14 protein-coding genes and 1 pseudogene are annotated in these 16,381 nt (G+C 43.8%); 4 read left to right on the top strand and 11 right to left on the bottom strand.

From position 1 onward, the window contains the following. Nucleotides 1–35: 35 nt before the first annotated feature. Complete coding sequence (locus tag LLY41_RS11455; protein WP_095243039.1) at nucleotides 36–2,396, bottom strand: FdhF/YdeP family oxidoreductase; 2,361 nt, start codon at nucleotides 2,394–2,396, stop codon at nucleotides 36–38. Nucleotides 2,397–2,654: 258 nt separating this feature from the next. Beyond that, entirely contained in the window at nucleotides 2,655–3,674 is a 1,020-nt protein-coding gene (locus LLY41_RS11450; RefSeq protein WP_441294257.1) for an L-lactate MFS transporter, read from the bottom strand. Between the two features lie 687 nt (nucleotides 3,675–4,361). On the opposite strand from LLY41_RS11450, the gene LLY41_RS11445 reads away from it, so the two are divergent. From LLY41_RS11445 to LLY41_RS11435, 3 genes are all read left to right on the top strand, one after another. Further along, nucleotides 4,362–4,535: an aspartyl-phosphate phosphatase Spo0E family protein gene (locus tag LLY41_RS11445; RefSeq protein WP_095243041.1), complete on the top strand. Its 174-nt coding sequence runs from the start codon at nucleotides 4,362–4,364 to the stop codon at nucleotides 4,533–4,535. A 149-nt stretch (nucleotides 4,536–4,684) separates the two neighbouring features. Next, nucleotides 4,685–4,843, top strand: a complete 159-nt coding sequence (locus LLY41_RS11440; RefSeq protein ID WP_179288948.1) for a hypothetical protein — start codon at nucleotides 4,685–4,687, stop codon at nucleotides 4,841–4,843. An 18-nt stretch (nucleotides 4,844–4,861) separates the two neighbouring features. Further along, nucleotides 4,862–5,179 (top strand): redoxin domain-containing protein, encoded by a 318-nt coding sequence (locus LLY41_RS11435; protein ID WP_370460337.1) that lies wholly within the window; start codon nucleotides 4,862–4,864, stop codon nucleotides 5,177–5,179. Between the two features lie 22 nt (nucleotides 5,180–5,201). Here LLY41_RS11435 and LLY41_RS22480 read toward each other — a convergent pair whose 3' ends face one another. The 5 genes from LLY41_RS22480 to proB all read right to left on the bottom strand — a co-directional run bounded on the left by LLY41_RS22480 (nucleotide 5,202) and on the right by proB (nucleotide 10,436). Next, the gene (locus LLY41_RS22480; protein ID WP_226618119.1) at nucleotides 5,202–5,294 is read right to left on the bottom strand and encodes a putative holin-like toxin; all 93 of its coding nucleotides are present in this window, start codon (nucleotides 5,292–5,294) and stop codon (nucleotides 5,202–5,204) included. A 236-nt stretch (nucleotides 5,295–5,530) separates the two neighbouring features. Beyond that, the gene (locus LLY41_RS11430) at nucleotides 5,531–6,502 is read right to left on the bottom strand and encodes a TDT family transporter (protein WP_304585412.1); all 972 of its coding nucleotides are present in this window, start codon (nucleotides 6,500–6,502) and stop codon (nucleotides 5,531–5,533) included. 205 nt (nucleotides 6,503–6,707) lie between these two features. Then, a complete protein-coding gene (locus LLY41_RS11425) occupies nucleotides 6,708–7,961 on the bottom strand; it encodes an ATP-binding protein (protein ID WP_304585411.1) in 1,254 nt (417 codons plus the stop codon). 121 nt (nucleotides 7,962–8,082) lie between these two features. Next, entirely contained in the window at nucleotides 8,083–9,315 is a 1,233-nt protein-coding gene (locus LLY41_RS11420) for a glutamate-5-semialdehyde dehydrogenase (protein WP_304585410.1), read from the bottom strand. Then, nucleotides 9,306–10,436, bottom strand: coding sequence for a glutamate 5-kinase (gene proB, locus LLY41_RS11415; RefSeq protein WP_304585409.1), 1,131 nt, complete (start codon nucleotides 10,434–10,436; stop codon nucleotides 9,306–9,308). Before proB ends, LLY41_RS11420 begins: the two co-directional genes overlap by 10 nt. A 469-nt stretch (nucleotides 10,437–10,905) precedes the next feature. Here proB and LLY41_RS11410 point away from each other — a divergent pair. Further along, nucleotides 10,906–12,578, top strand: a pseudogene (locus LLY41_RS11410) (ribonuclease J). 106 nt (nucleotides 12,579–12,684) lie between these two features. On the opposite strand, the gene LLY41_RS11405 reads toward LLY41_RS11410, so the two are convergent. From LLY41_RS11405 to LLY41_RS11390, 4 genes are all read right to left on the bottom strand, one after another. Then, a complete protein-coding gene (locus LLY41_RS11405; protein ID WP_076257917.1) occupies nucleotides 12,685–13,143 on the bottom strand; it encodes a S1 domain-containing RNA-binding protein in 459 nt (152 codons plus the stop codon). A 389-nt stretch (nucleotides 13,144–13,532) separates the two neighbouring features. Next, nucleotides 13,533–14,495: a bile acid:sodium symporter family protein gene (locus LLY41_RS11400; RefSeq protein ID WP_304585408.1), complete on the bottom strand. Its 963-nt coding sequence runs from the start codon at nucleotides 14,493–14,495 to the stop codon at nucleotides 13,533–13,535. Between the two features lie 120 nt (nucleotides 14,496–14,615). Further along, entirely contained in the window at nucleotides 14,616–15,380 is a 765-nt protein-coding gene (locus LLY41_RS11395; protein ID WP_304585407.1) for an alpha/beta hydrolase, read from the bottom strand. A 108-nt stretch (nucleotides 15,381–15,488) separates the two neighbouring features. Then, nucleotides 15,489–16,046 (bottom strand): hypothetical protein, encoded by a 558-nt coding sequence (locus tag LLY41_RS11390; RefSeq protein WP_304585406.1) that lies wholly within the window; start codon nucleotides 16,044–16,046, stop codon nucleotides 15,489–15,491. Nucleotides 16,047–16,381 lie beyond the last annotated feature (335 nt).

Here is a 16,381-nt window from a genome sequence, read left to right as displayed (position 1 = left end):
AAAGAGAGATGGCCCCAAAAGCCATCTCCCTCCTTTTATGCTGGTGCATCAATTTCATCTTCAGCGATGTGTTTTTCGTTATATTCCACGTCTTTGCGGGCATTGTAGCGGTCCGCTTTTTCGAGGGTAACCGTGATGTTGTAGTCAGGGATGCCCGCGAATTTTTCATAGCGGCCTCTTGGCAACAGGAAGTTTCCTTCCGGGAAGTGGACTTCAACGTTGCCACGGGCGATGTCGACGAATTTGGCTCTTCCCTGGAAGACACCGAATCCGTTGTAAAGGACGATCCCTTCACCCTCTGCAATGCTTAAGTCTTTTCCATCTTCTGCGTTCATTAATACATCGTATCGTCCGGCGCCATTCAGAGGGTCCACTTCTTTGTAGACCATGGAATTGAACTGCTTGCCGCGGCGTGATGTGACGATGAACTGGCCTTCTTTTTTGCCGAGGTCTGGAATATCAACGGTAACGAGTGTGCCTTTTCCATCCGGAGTCGGGCAAATGCCGTCCTCGCAAAGCCATGCTCCGCCCCATTGGAAGACATCCCCTGCTTTTTTCAGATGCTGGATGCCATCATAATTAGGATTCGCTACAGCAATTTCATCCCGGATTTCCTGTGCATCTTTAAAATCAACCAGATGGGCCGTTTCAGGCTTTACGCGCTTCGCCAGATCAATATAAATTTTCCACTCTTCGCGCGCCTCTGCAATTTTATTTTTATTTCCTTCAATTTCAGGACTGAAGTACACCATTCTCTCCGTTGAAGTGGAGGTACCGCCGCCCTCCTGCTCGTACCTTGTTTTGGCAGGCAGCACGATGACCGCTTCTTTTGCATCAACCAGGGTAGAAGTATTTAAGATGATATCCTGGTGAACACGGATATCCAGTTCAGAAAGAGCTTTTTCGATAAAATCAGGATCCGGCATGGTCTCAAGGAAGTTGCCACCTGATAGATAGTAAAGCTTGATTTTTCGTTCATGGTCTTCAGGCAGCAGGATATTTTCCAATGTCACACCGACAATATCGCCCTGCCATTTCTCAAGCTCAAAGCCCCAAAGATTTTGAATGCGGTCAAAAGTGTCACCATAAAAATCTCCGCCAGGCAATACAAATGGATCGGCACCCATTTCACCGCTTCCCTGTACAGATGAATGGCCGCGGAAAGGCATTAAGCCATTATGCTTTCGGCCCAAATGGCCGCGAAGCAGCGCAAGATTCGCTACCTGTGAGATATTATCTGTGGCAAAGGAGTGCATGGTCAGGCCAAGAGCCCAGGCATAGACTGCGTTTTTGCTGTTCGCAAGCAGTTCAGCAAGCTCAATGATACGCTCTTTCGTTACACCGGAAGATTTAATAATCTCTTCCCATGACTGCTCTTTCACTTTCTTTTTCAAATCCTCGTAGCCATTCACATGCTCATTCACAAAGTTATGGTTGACGGCAGAACCGCGCTCTGCTTTCTCCATGTCAAACCAATGCTTCATGATGCCGTGCATAAAGGCAATGTCTCCGCCGATGTTGACCTGATAAAAGTCATCTGCGATTTTTGTGCCGAATAAAGCAGATTCAGGGTTTGAAGGAATCCAGTATTTGTCCATCGCAGGCTCTTTATATGGATTAACGACGATAATTTTTGTGCCGTTCTTTTTCGCTTCAAGCATATATTTGGATGATACAGGCGAGCTGTTCGAAGCCACGCTTCCCCAGAATAACAGGACATCTGTTCCGATCCAGTCCAGGTAATTGGCTGTGGAAGCTCCTACCCCAATGGAACGCTTTAAAGCGGTTTTAGAAGGCGAATGGCAAATACGGCTCGCATTATCAATGTGGTTCGTTCCCAGGAAACGTGCAACTTTGCCGGCCACATAATACGATTCATTCGTAATTCCGCGGCTAGTCAGGTAAAAAGCATATTGCTTCGGATCAAGAACCTTCATTTTTTCAGCGATCATGTTCATCGCATCATCCCAGGTGATCCGGGAGAATTTGCGCTCGCCTTTTCTGCGGATCATCGGATATGGAATGCGGCCCAATTTACGAAGCTCCGTGCTGTCATATTTGCGCAGCTCATCGATATCAGCATGCAAGATGTCCGGTTTAATCGCACCGGCCGTGTTTAAACGAAGGACATTTAAACGTGTTGTGCACACGTGAGGCCCTTTAAGCGTCTGGTCATAAAGACCGGAAACGCCAAGCGCACAGCCGTCACAGACACCTTTTGTAAGTATATTTGTGGCATAGCCGATATTATCTTTGTTTTCCCAAAGAATTTTTGCTGTATCCCTCATATGCTTTGGCTTGATTTTGCCAAGACCGAATGGAATCGGACTCACCCAATGCTTTGGATCCGGCATGGCCTTTTTATTCTGAGGTCCTGGATGTTTTGTTTTTCCCACCTGAAACACTCCTTTGTTTTTTCTATTTAATAGAGATCGTGAATCTCTTAATTCTCAATGGTTAAGTTGCTTTTTATTAATGTATATAGGCAAATGTTATAAACTTGCCGTTTCTGATAAAAAACCGCCGCAAAAAGCCTCTACTTCTAGATGCTGATTTCTGCGGCGGTTAGTCTTTAGCAGGGTCGCTGCCAAGTGCCATACCAATAGAAAAGCGGAAGCGGTGCTGAAAGCTTTTCCATACTGTTTTTATAAAATTTAACTTGCTATACGCTCATTTGCTTCATTTTGCCTGCGCAATTTTTTCATATCAAAACGGATCAGGATTGACACAATGAGTGCCACTACAAAAAGTCCGGCAAAGCTTGTCAGACTTGAAGCATAGCTTCCAGTTGAATCCTTCATCCATGCTGCAAACATTGGGCCTGCAAGACCTGCTGCTGCCCATGCTGTAAGGATGTAGCCATGAATGGCGCCAAGCTGCTTTGTTCCAAAAACGTCGCCGATAAATGCCGGGATGGATGAGAATCCTCCGCCATACATGGTGTACACAACAGCAAGCATAATCTGGAATAGAATCGCTTCTTTTGTGATCGGCAGCAAAAGGAATAGGGCGATCTGTGATACGAAGAAAATCGTATACGTGTTCGGGCGGCCAATATAATCAGAAATGGATGCCCATGCCAGACGGCCAAGTCCATTAAAGATGCCAAGCACTCCGACAAGCGTAGCTGCTTCTGCCGTTGTCAGGCCTATGCTTTCCTGTGCCAGCGGCTTTGCAGCAGACAAAATTGCAATTCCGCACGTTACATTAATGAACAGCATGAACCATAAATAATAGAATCGGGTTGTCTTTACTGCTTCATTCGCCGTTAACTGTGCTAAATCCTGTTTAATTTTGATTTTTCCAGCTGCAGCTTTTTCCTTCATGCCTTCAGGTGCCCAGCCTTCAGGCGGTTTTTCTAGATATAAAGATGATAATGTCATAATGATCAAGTAGGCAGCACCTAAAATAAAGAATGTGTTTGCTGTACCAACAGATTTAATTAATCCATCCATAACCGGACTCGCTACCGCTGCAGCAAAGCCAAATCCCATGATGGCAAGACCTGTTGCAAATCCGCGGCGGTCAGGGAACCATTTTACCAGTGTGGATACCGGAGCAATATAGCCGACTCCCAAACCAATTCCCCCAGTACCCCGTAAGTTATGTACAAAAATGGCAAGGATCCCATATTTACGGCTAATCCGGCTCCAAGCATGCCCGCACCGAAAAATCCTGCTGCCAGTAGACCAGCCTTTTTTGGGCCGTGCTTTTCAACAAAGTGGCCAAGAAATGCTGCTGACAATCCCAGAAATAGAATCGCCAAACTGAAAGTCAGCTGTACTTCCTTTGATGTCCAGCCAAACTGGTCAATCAATGGATTGGTAAAGTTGCTCCAGGCGTAAACCGAACCGATGGAGATATGAATCCCTACGGCCGAGGCGGCAATCAGCCACCGATTTTTTGTCTTTTTCACTCTTTTTCCCCTCGTAATGCTCAAACCATTTTAAAGCGGTTTCAGGATAATTTCCTGAAACAAAAAAACCGCCAATCTCTCCGGCATTCCCATATTGGGGTATGCTGAAGAAGGATTGACGGTTAGTATCAAGCAGGATGCGCTGCTTAAAGGACCAACTGTTAATCTAATAGAATCTGATGGCATTTTAACCGACGACAGGTTCGCTATCTCAAATCAAAATGTGACAGATTTTTGAACTATTAAAAATCATATCACTTTAAAAAAGCTTCTTCAAGCCTTTTTTAGCAATTTTTCATCAGTGACATATTGTTTAATAGATTTACATCGCAAGCGTTGTAGAAACTTGTAATCTTTTTATAAGTTTTGTCGAATCTGTTTATTTGCCAGTTAATTTGTCGATAATAGAATATATTATTTCATCCCCGGATTAGGAGCCGAATCAATGACCACACCTTCGACTGCTATAAAAAAACTTCACAATGACATCGATGTCCTGCGCAAAAAGATGATTTCTGTTGGAAAAAACAAGGGATTGTCACACCCTGATACGCTCATGTACTCAGAGGAGCTCGATAAGCTCATCTATAAAGTGCAGCGAAGCAAGCTCATCCATTAGAACAACCCTCCATAATTCAGAAACGCACACTCTTTTAAAAAGGAGTGTGTTTGTTTTTTGATTAACCGCTCAATCGTGCATTTTTATTGAGAAAAACGAAAAAGAGCGCCATAATGATAAGATAATAACTAAAAGGAAATGGAGATCATATGAAGAAAAAATTCATGATTCTATTAGCAATCGTCCTTCTTGTTCTGACAGCCTGCGGCAAAGATCAAGCGATTGCGTTAAAAGATCAAAGCGGCAATGAAGTTGCCTTCCCGCAGGACAAGCCCTCTGTCTTCTTCTTTATCACAACATACACCTGAGGACTCTGTCAGCAGCAGCTGGTCGAGCTGCATGAGAATATGGATAAATTAGAAGATCTGGATGCCAATATGTATATCGTCAGCAATAATCAGCCTGAGCAGCAGCTAGAGCTTTATCAGGCTCTGGAAGAAAAGATGGGGAAAAGCCTCCCGTTTATTTCTGATCCGGAAATGAAGCTCATCGAACAGGCCGGAATGAAAAATGGCGATACTGCCTACAGGGGCTATGCTGTAATGAATACGAAAGGCGAGATCGTGTTCAACAAGGTCAATGACCATTGGGGAGAAGAAATTGATACAACTGCAGAAGATCTAAAAAAGGAACTCTCCAATTAAAAAAACACGCCTGTGAGCGTGTTCATGAATTCCTGTCTCTATCTGTGAACTGGAGCATGGCGATAACAAACATACCGAAACTGATCATCAAAGACAACACTTCAAAGGTACCCATTTATACATCGCCTCCTTACCTTCAGCCTTCCCGGAAGCAAACTTGTCCTATACTCAGGATGAGTGCCTAATTGAAAATCCGTTCAAAAGGCCTAAAAAGAGCCAGCTGCATTGCAAATTTGCATGTAACTGGCTCTTTTTTTATGAAATTATGAACGATCCGTCACTCGGAATAAATTTATTTGCGCATAACTTAAATTTACTTTCGTATAGCTCTATTTTACTTGCGTTCAGCACTTAGACAGAACTTTCCTTTCTGAAAACGGGCTGAACCTGGACATGTTTCCTTCTTAATGAACCAGCACTTAAAAATACCTCAATCCCCAATAACAATAAAATAATCCAAATTCCTGTATTCAGGATGATAGCCTGAAAAGGGCTCTCGATGAAAAAGGTAAACGTAAAGAACATTGCAAATGTGAAGATCCGGCTCCACTGTGTCACATCGTAGGTGAAGATGCCCTCTTTTATGCCATACATTCGAATGCGCCAAACGAGCCTTATAACTTCAATACCCTCTACAATCATGAAGACCAGGAACACAGCCAGCCAAAACCACATGGCAGCAGAACCTGAAGCAATACCCGATTTGACCATAGCAAGTCCGCTGATCGATAACGCTCCGTGAAAAATGCAGTTGGTATTATTCCAATCCTTCGCTAAATTCCACCCGCGCACAGCATACCGCTTCAGAATAAACCAGGCACTGATTAAATAAAGAAGAAATCCAGCCAAAATAAGAGAAGCATTCAAAAAGCCAGGCACCTCGTTAAAGACAGTATTGAACAGGAGCACAAGTGACTGTGTACTTACCGTGGTCAGCAGCAGAACACCATGTGCCTGCTGTCCAAAAGGGGCAGCTCCCAGCTCCTTGAAACCTCTTAAGCTGATCCAAATATAAACTGCCCATAAGCCCGCATTCAGGATCGCCAGCGCCTGGGCTTCCGCACCTGCACCAAACTGCCTGAAAAACATGATGCAGCAAATCGAAGTGCCGGCTACCCACGTTCCGATGCCAAAGCGATTAATGGGATTAGCGTAATGCAGCCTCTTGAACTCTCCTTTAAAAATGGTCATCCCAATGGATACAAGGAAAGCCAGCCATAACGCTAAATCTGCTACACTGAGAATCTTGCCGAAGCCTCCCAAATAGAAAGGCATCCCGAAGAAATTGAGCAGCACGCCCTGTGTCACAATGCCAAATGCCATCACAGCCGCCATTGCTGCCGTATTGATATTAATTTTTTTAAGTATGATAAATAAAACAGTCCCAAAAAAAAGAAAGCCAAGTAAAAGGAAATATAACACTATAATCACCGTATTTAATTTATTTACTATTATTATAACATTCTATGCAAGTGGCACTTTTGCGGCCGAAAAAAAGGCAGCGCATGTTATATGCACTGCCAGCTCCCTAGGTCAAAACTGTTTTTCTATTTTCATTGCCTTCTAAATTAACCCCTTCAAATGGAAGTTCAATCTCCATCTTCGTGCCTTCCCCCACTTTGCTTTCGATGGTTAAGCGGCCATTATGGTTTTCGATAATTTTATAGCAAATCATCAGACCCAGACCGGTTCCTTTTTCCTTTGTTGTGTAAAAGGGTTCCCCAAGGCTTGGGATACGGTCTTCTGAAATGCCAACCCCTTGATCGATGAATTGAACGGAAATGGTATTGCCGGTCTTTTTCATGACTTTAATCGTTAATTGGCCTCCGTCCGGCATGGCTTCAATCGCATTCTTAATAATATTGAGGAATACTTGCTTCAATTGATTTCTCTCACAATGAATCATTGGGGCATTAACCTTATTTTCTACCTTTATTTCCACGTTATTTAAAATAGACTGGGTATTGCTCAGGAGAATCACTTCGCTGATTAATTTTGTCAGGTCTTGCTTTTCGAATATGTTCGCAGTCGGCTTGGCCAGCACTAAAAATTCACCAACGATTCCATTAATGCGGTCCAATTCCGAAAGCACAATATCAAAATACTCTTCTTTTTGGCTGCTGGACTTGAAAAGCTGAACAAACCCTTTGATCGATGTAAGCGGGTTCCGGATTTCATGTGCAATGCCGGCTGCCATCTGACCTAGAAGTGCCAGCTTTTCCGATTTTTGCAGAAGCTGTTCCTGTTCCTTTTTTTTATCAGAAATATCTGTCCCGATCGAGAGGATGGCCTCTTTTCCTTCAAATTCCACATAAAGTGATGAAATTTCAAAATAACTCCTGGTTCCATCACTGCGTTTAATCATATATTCAGTATTGTTGAGAAGCTCCTTCTCTGTACTTATGTGTTGATATCGTTCATGTAAGCGGCCCTGATAGTCAGATTCAACAATATCAAGAAGCGATAGGCCAACTAATGAATCAGTATTTAATTTCGACATGGCACTGACAGCTGCAGAGTTTGCATATAAAATTACATAGTCCTTATGTATGAGCACGGAAACCGGAAGTGATTCCAGAAGCATTTTATAGCTTCCCTCGCTGGCCCGCGCTTTTTTTGCATAGTACCTGCTTTTGTCAAACTGCCAGCCTACAAACCAGGCAATACCTGTAAAAAGAAAAAAGTCAAAAGAAAGAAACTTTTCATGCGAAATAATAGATTGATAGGAAGTAAATAAAACCGAAATAAGCACAAGTGAAATTTGACCTGTATGTTTATACATATAGTCCTCTTTTTTGTTTTTTCTATTATTTTAGCATCAATTGTGAAGAAAGCGATATCATTTTTTTAGAACAAGGGGATTCCTGAAGCAATCACATGCAGATCAAGCCCCCAAATTCCGCTTACTTCTTCACCTGCCCATTTCCTTTCACAATATATTTCGTCGATGTCAAAGCCGGCAGCCCCATCGGACCCCGGGCATGAAGCTTTTGGGTGCTGATGCCGATTTCAGCGCCGAACCCAAATTCGAATCCATCTGTGAAACGGGTGGAGGCATTATGGTAAACGGCCGCTGCATCGACTTCATTCAGAAATTTTTCCACATTTTCTGTGTTTGAAGAGATAATCGCTTCAGAATGTTTTGTACCAAAGCGGTTGATATGAACAATGGCCTCTTCCACGCTTTCCGTCACTTTCAATGCGACTTCCAACCCTAAATATTCAGCGGCCCAATCCTCTTCTGCGGCCGGGATGATCCCTTCCCCGCTGACACCTTCACCGCCATGAATCAAAACCCCTTTTTCCTTTAGTGCTTTCACAAGATCGTTCAGCCCCTCCCACTCTCTGTGAACAAGGATCGTTTCACAAGCATTGCAAACGGACGGACGCTGGGTTTTGGCATTAACCGCTATGCTAATTGCCATTTCCTTATGGGCACTTTCATCAATATAAATATGGCAATTGCCGGCACCTGTCTCAAGCACTGGGACTGTGGATTGTTCCACAACTGTCTTAATCAGCTTTGCCCCTCCCCGCGGAATCAGGACATCCAGGTATTCGTTCAGCTTGAACATAGCTGAAGCAGTTTCCCGGCTTGTATCCTCAATAAGCTGAACCGCATCACGCGGCAGGTCACTCTTTTCCAATGCATGATGAATCACTTTCACAATTGCCTTATTGGAATGAATGGCAGTAGAACTTCCGCGCAGCATCACAGCATTGCCTGTCTTCAAGCATAAGCTGGATGCATCGACCGTTACATTTGGGCGCGCTTCATAGATCATGCCGACAACACCAAGCGGGACCCGAACCTGTGTTATCTCAAGCCCGTTTGGCCGTTCCCAATCGGAAATAATCTCTCCAACTGGATCTTCCAGCCGGGCAAGCTGGATAAGTGCGTCCGCCATATCCTTAAGCCGGGCTTCATTTAACCGCAGACGGTCCAATAGAGCATCGCTCATTCCCTTTTCCTTACCTGCGTCAAGGTCCTTTTCATTTTCTGTTAAAATAAAATCCTTCTCCTGCATCAGCTGCTCTGAGATCAGTTCAAGTGCACGATTTTTTTGCTGTGTCGACTTTTTTGCCAGCTCTGCTGCTGCCTTTTTCGCTTTTTGGCCTTTATGAATTAACTCCATGAACTTTTCTCCTTTCTTTTTTGGGTTACCCAGTGATCCCGGTGAATGACAACCCGGCGGTCGCTCCCGGCCATCTGCATAGCTTCTGCACTGGATAGACCTTTAATGGCCCGAAGCTCATCGGATGTGAAATTAACCTGCCCCTTGCCGATCAAATCACCTTTTGGGCCAATCACTTCCACCACATCCTGAATATGAAAATGGCCTGTTATGCTGGTCACACCTGCAGGCAGCAGGCTTTTCCCCTGAGTTAATATGGCCTGTGCAGCACCGTGATCCACTTCAATTTTCCCATTCGGAACAGAATGCAGCGCAAGCCACTGCTTGGAGGTTTTGACACTCGGCTGTGATGTGATGCCTATATAAGTCCCATCCCCTTTGCCTTCAAGGATCTCAATCAGCTTTCCCGCGCCATGCCCCACGCCTATGAAAACCTGCACACCAAGTGCTAATGCTGTCCTTGCCGCCGCAAGCTTTGTCACCATTCCGCCGGTTCCCACCTTTGAGCCTGACCCTGCGGCAGCATTCATCAATTCCTCCGTTATTTCTGTTAAAAAATTGAACTTTTTTGCTTCTGAATTTGTGCGGGGATTGGAATCATAAATTCCATTCACATCTGTCAGGATGATCAGGCGATGTGCCTGTACCAGCCCGCAGACAAGCGCTGACAGCATATCGTTATCACCAAAGGCCAGCTCCTCAATCGATACAGAATCATTTTCATTAATGATCGGAAGTACATTCCGCTTCAATAGTTCGGACAATGTGGCATGTGCATTTTGGTATTGCTCCTTATGCAGGAAGTTTTGCCTTGTCAGCAGCAATTGCGCTGCAACGATGCCATACTTTTTGAATTCTTCCGTATATCCCTGCATTAATAATCCCTGGCCCACTGCGGCGGCCGCCTGTTTTCCCGCAATGGTCACCGGGCGCGAAGGATATCCAAGATCTGCAAACCCTGCAGCAACGGCTCCGGATGAAATTAATATAACCTCATGCCCCTTCTCCTTCAGCCGTGAAAGGGCAGCTGCATGCTCCTCCAGCTTTTCCATGCACAATCCGCCATTGTTATTAGTCAGCGAACTGCTTCCAATTTTCACAACAATCCGTTCCTTCTTCACAACAGACACCACCCTTATGTTAAAAAGCGTTCGTCCGCTCCATAAAGCGGAATAAAAAAAGCCCTCCCATCCCTAAAAAAAGGACGGAAGAGCTTTGTCTTTCGCGGTACCACCTTCATTGGCACTCCATACTGCAAGCGCCCGCTTTGAAAATCCGTTAACGCCGGAAATTCGGCCAGTTTTGTCTGGCAGCTCTAAGGATAGGTTCAATAGCTTTGCAGGCTGCAGGATCTTTCAGCCGGTGAATCCCGCTCTCTTCTTGCCTGATTTCTATTTACTGATTCCCTGTCAATGCTGTTGATGTTTTCATAATATTAGAATTATTATGCACGCTTCTGTATTTTATGTCAATGATTAATTTGCTGATTTAAAGGGATAAAGTTCTAATTTCCACTTTCAAAAGCAATCCCATGATAATGCACACCCAATCGGGAATGCTAAGAAAAAAGACTAACGGGAGGATTTACATATGGAGGCAAATGGAAAGCAGTTATCCCTCTTTTCTCTTGGCGGCATCAATGAAATTGGGAAAAACATGTATGTGATTCAATATGATGACGATATTGTCGTGATAGACGCCGGAGGGAAATTTCCTGATGAAACATTATTGGGGATTGATCTGATCATACCGGATATTACTTACCTTGAAGAAAACAGGGAAAAAATACGAGGCCTGATTGTCACTCATGGACATGAGGATCACATCGGCGGGGTTGCCTATCTCCTGAAAAAGATTAATATGCCTGTGTATGCAACAAGATTTACACTGGGGCTCATAGAACTAAAACTATCGGAGCATCGCCTGCTTGGTGACTCTGAGCTGATCACCATTGATTCTGATACCAGTCTTGATTTTGGTGAAATAGGCGTAAGCTTTTTTAAAGTGAATCATAGCATCCCGGACTGTCTGGGAATTGTGTTTAAAACACCAGAGGGAAATGTCGTCCATACCGGTGACTTTAAATTTGATTTGACACCTGTAAACCAGGAGCATGCTGATATCCACAGGATGGCTGAAATCGGGCGGGAAGGAGTTCTCGCACTTCTCTCAGAAAGCACAAACGCAGAGCGGTCCGGCTTTTCGCCTACCGAGCATATTGTCGGGGAGAACATTGAGGAAGCATTTATGAAAGCCCCCCGCAAAATCATCATCTCCACCTTCGCTTCCAATGTGAGCCGGGTCCAGCAGGTCGTGGCTGCAGCTATGAAAGCAAACCGAAAGCTTGTGCTGCTTGGCCGAAGCATGGTGAATGTGGTGAATGTGGCCATTGAACGCGGGTATCTGACCGTACCGGAGGGAATGATCATCAACCCAAAAGAGGCGATGAATCTCGCTCCTGAAAAGGTGTGCATACTTTGTACCGGCAGCCAGGGTGAGCCGATGGCTGCCCTCTCACGCCTTTCTTCCGGAAATTACCGTGACGCTGAAATTCATCCTGAAGATACCGTGATTCTGGCTGCCTCCCAATCCCGGGCAACGAGCGTGATGTTTCTAAAATCATTGATAACCTCTTTAAACTGGGTGCCAGAGTAATTTACGGATCAGGCAGCTCAACGGGAATGCATGTGTCCGGCCACGGCTACCAGGAGGATTTAAAGCTTATGCTCACATTGATGAAGCCGAAATATTTTATTCCCATTCACGGTGAATACAGAATGCTTCATCACCATAAATTGCTTGCTGAATCGATCGGTGTTGAAAAAGGGAACACGTTTATCATTAAAAATGGGGATGTCGTTGATATAGAAAACGGAAAAGCACGCCAGACAAGGCGGGTGCCTGCGGGAGATACGTATGTGGATGGAGTGGGTGTCGGGGACATTGGCAGCATCGTGCTCCGCGACAGGAAGCAGCTATCAGAGGATGGCATGCTTGTGATCGTACTGACCATGAGCAAGAGTGAACGCAAAATGATATCAAGGCCGGATACTATATCCCGGGGCTTTATTTACGCAAGGGAATCCGAAGATCTGCTGAGAGACATAAACCGGATTGCAGAAAAAATTGTCAACGATCTTCCTGAGCAGGATAAAAGCCAGTGGAATGTCATCAAGCAGAGCATCAAGAAATCACTTGGGCAGTTTTTATTCGAAAAAACAAAGCGCAAACCAATGATCCTGCCGATCATAATTGAAATATAAACGAAAAGAGGCAAGCCTATTATGGCTTGCCTTTATCACAGGATCACGAACAATCAGTCAGGAAACTTCCCTCCTGATTGGAGTTTCCCATTATCTAAAGGGCTGCTTATCCGCGGCGTCCGCCTCGGCCGCCCCGCTTTCCTTCAGTATTGCGCTTCAATGAAGAAATATTTTCTTCGCTCGATTTTAAGAATTTTGCCATTTTGTCTTCAAAGCTTTCCTTTGGCTTAAAGTTTCCTTTTGAACGGAAATCTCTGGAACCACCACCGCCGCGGCGATCATCTCTTCCCTGGCGCGGTGGGCGCGGTGAATAAGAAGATTGGCCTTCCGGTCTGTCCACTGCTTTTTTGATGGATAAGGCAATTTTGCCTTCCTTCTCACTTAGCACTTTAACAGTTACTTCATCGCCAACTTTTAAATGATCATTCACATCTTTAACATAGCTGTCAGCTACCTCACTGATGTGAACTAGACCAGTCGTGCCGCCTGGCAGCTCGACAAAAGCTCCGAAATTTGTAATACCTGTTACTTTTCCTTGTACCTTGCTTCCAATTTCGATTGACAAAAAAACTTCCCCCTCGGTAGTGTTAACAACGTCTTATTATAACTTTTTTTTAAGATAATTTCAATGCCGGCGATATCCCCCGATATTCTACCCGAAATAAAGGGGGTTAAACCCTGTTTTCGGGTGAAAATTTATGTATTTGATTGCGTATTGGTCCATTAAGTTCAATTTTCAGAGTAACTTTAGTGGTCATATTCAAATCTTGCCATACGAATGCCACTCTTTTATATTGAAAAAAATTTTTATGTGCTGATACCACGTTTTTGTGTGCGGATAAAAATTTTTATGTGCGCATAACGCCTTTTTATGTGCGGATAGCGGATTTTCTGTGCGGAAGGTTGATTTAGCCAAATTACAAACAAAAAGCTCCTGAAACAGGAGCTAAATTGTTACACACTATGACCACCCTGCAGAACCTTCCTGCCGAAATGTCGTTTCATGATTATACCATACAGGGATGCCAAAACCTGCTGAAACAGCATGCCAATGACGACAGGAACGGCAACAGGTGCCGGAAAATAAGTGACTGCCAGGACAGAGCCAACACTGATATTCCTCATGCCTCCATTAAATGTAACAGCCACCGTCGTGCCCTGATCGTATTTCAGTACATTTGCGATGATGAAAGAGATCAGATAGCCCATAAATGCCACACCAAATACAGTGATCCCGATGAGGATCAATTTAAGATTGACCTCCATCAGATACGGGGCAACAACAGCTCCATTCAGCATGACCACAATGGCCATGCCCAGCTTTGAAAAAGGAGATAGACGGCTGCTTAAGAATGCAGCGCTTTTTCCTGCAAATTGATTGAAAAGCATACCAAGAAAAGAAGGCAGAACAATCATGCCAAATAACCCGGTCATCATCGGCACGGCATCGATCTGTACAGATTTCTGGAAAAATACAGACAAGGTCAGCGGAACAATAAAGGGTGACAGAAAGGTATCTACCAGAATAATAGACAAGGTCAGCGGGATATTCCCGCGATATATCGAAACCCATATAAAGCTTGATATGCCAGTCGGAATGGCCATAGCCAATACCAGCCCGGTAATAGTTAAAGAATCATTTCCGAACGCAAGTGTACCGGTGCTCCATGCAAAGAGAGGCATTAAAATATGAAGTAAAAACAAAATGAGAAAAAGCGGCTTTGGATGATGAATGATTTCTTTTAAACTGCTAAAACTCGAGTTCAGACTGCCTGAAAACGTCATAAATGCAAAAACCCAAGGAATGATAAAGGCAAAATCCTTCATATAACCTGCGAGCATAACACCAAGAACCACGCTTATTGGAGTAATCAATGGCATCATTTTCTCCAGCTGTTTATTAATTTGAATCAGCACACTGAGTACTCTCCTTTTCCGAATATATCTTTACCTGACTAACTATTTTATCATAATTAGGCTGGCTATAGATCAAAAATGAAAAAGAGCCAAAATCGGCTCTTTTAGGTCAGCCATTCTTTACACAAAGGACAATCGGCCTGCTTGATTCTGCTGGATGAACTGATGAGTCAAGGTAACAATCTCTTCTTTATCATGGTCCAAGGATGCCACATGATAGGAGTTATAGAGCGATATAGCATTCTTTTTGGCGGAACCAATCTTTTGCAAAATAAAATCTGTACACTCTGCAGGCACAACATGATCTTCTACCGATTTAAAACCTAATACAGGTGCTTTAATGTCAGGCAATAAGTCAGGTGTTCTATCCATGACCTTCTGCAATTCGAAGATGGATGGGACCGGAACTTTCCCATACGTTATTTCCTCTACACCCTCTTTTTTTATATCAGGTGCGCCTTCATCTATATAACTGGGATTTGTTTTCCCTTTTAAATTTTCATAACACGGAACCCGAAGAGCGGCATTTATTAGTACTATACCTGCAATTTCCGGATAATTATTAGCCAGCCAAAGTGTCAGCGCCCCACCCATCGATTGACCTGCGGCATAGACGGATGTGCATTTTTCTTTTAAAAATTGATAACCCTTTTCGGCTTCAGCAAACCAATCCTCATGAGTGGTCTTTTCCATATCTTTATAATGTGTGCCATGCCCTTTAAGCCTTGGAGCAAAGACTGTATAGCCAAGCTTGGCAAATGACTCCCCCAAAAAACGGACACTCTGGGGAGTTCCAAGAAAACCATGTGTGATCATGATGCCGATCTCATTGCCTTCATAGTAGAATGATTCTGCACCGTCCAAAACAGGATAACGTTCATTCATAATCTATTCCTCCCTCAGAATTAATTATTCACATTATATAACCAACTATTCCGACCTGTCAACTTGTATTTAAAAAATGAAATGACCGTCCCTAAATGAAAGAAACGGTTAAACTAAAAATATAACCACAAATACAAGAAGACCGATACTTAATCCAATAATAATAGCCCTCGAATTAGAGTTCCATGTGTAATCAGTGAAGTCTGCAGGTGATTGAGCACCATCCACCTTTCTGCTGTGAATGACCATGCTGATATTGGTCATGGCCAGAATCGCGATAGTCAGAAAAAATAAAAACATCGGTTCAATGGTTAGAAGAATATTGGATCTAAAATGAAGATAAGCATTTAAAAAACATATAACGCTCACCAGCAGACTCGAGATACTCCCCACAGTCCGCTGCTTTCTCCATTCACTGCCCATCTTTTCTCTTTCGTATTTGGCTATTTGATCTAAAGCGGGGATAATGGAGGATGCAGAATCTCGCCTGATAAATCCGGCAAGAGACTGAACGAACAGAAGAACTCCTAGAAACAAAAACACGTGAAACATCGTTATTTCCATGAATGTTATCACAGCGAAAGATATGCCTAACGCTGCAATGATTGCGCCATTCATCCATAAGATTTGTCTGACCCTTAACTTCCCAATTTCCGAAGAGCCCACTCTTATCCCTCCTTTTTCTTATAAAAAAGATAACCGGGCTGGCAAGACTTAAGAAAGCGATTCCCAGGAAAAGCAAAGTGGCAGTTCCGTCCCCGCCCAGACCAAGCTCATCAGCGATAATGGCGTCAAAAAATAAAACCTGGCCAGAGATGATAATTAAAATAAGTGATATAAACACAACCACTATCCCGCTAATGGCTTTTGAAGTTAAAGCAAAAATGAGCAATATAACGGCTGCCAATAAAGAGCTATAAAAGACTGGCTGTAATAATGTAAATGCCCCCTCTGTTACAAATGATTCGTAAGTGTACATATTCCCTCCTAAAAAAAACCTT

This window comes from Cytobacillus firmus (assembly GCF_023612095.1).
In the GTDB taxonomy this organism is placed as follows: Bacteria; Bacillota; Bacilli; order Bacillales; family Cytobacillaceae; genus Cytobacillus.
Note: the sequence above shows the minus strand (reverse complement) of the source record. Positions and strands in the feature narration are given on the sequence as shown.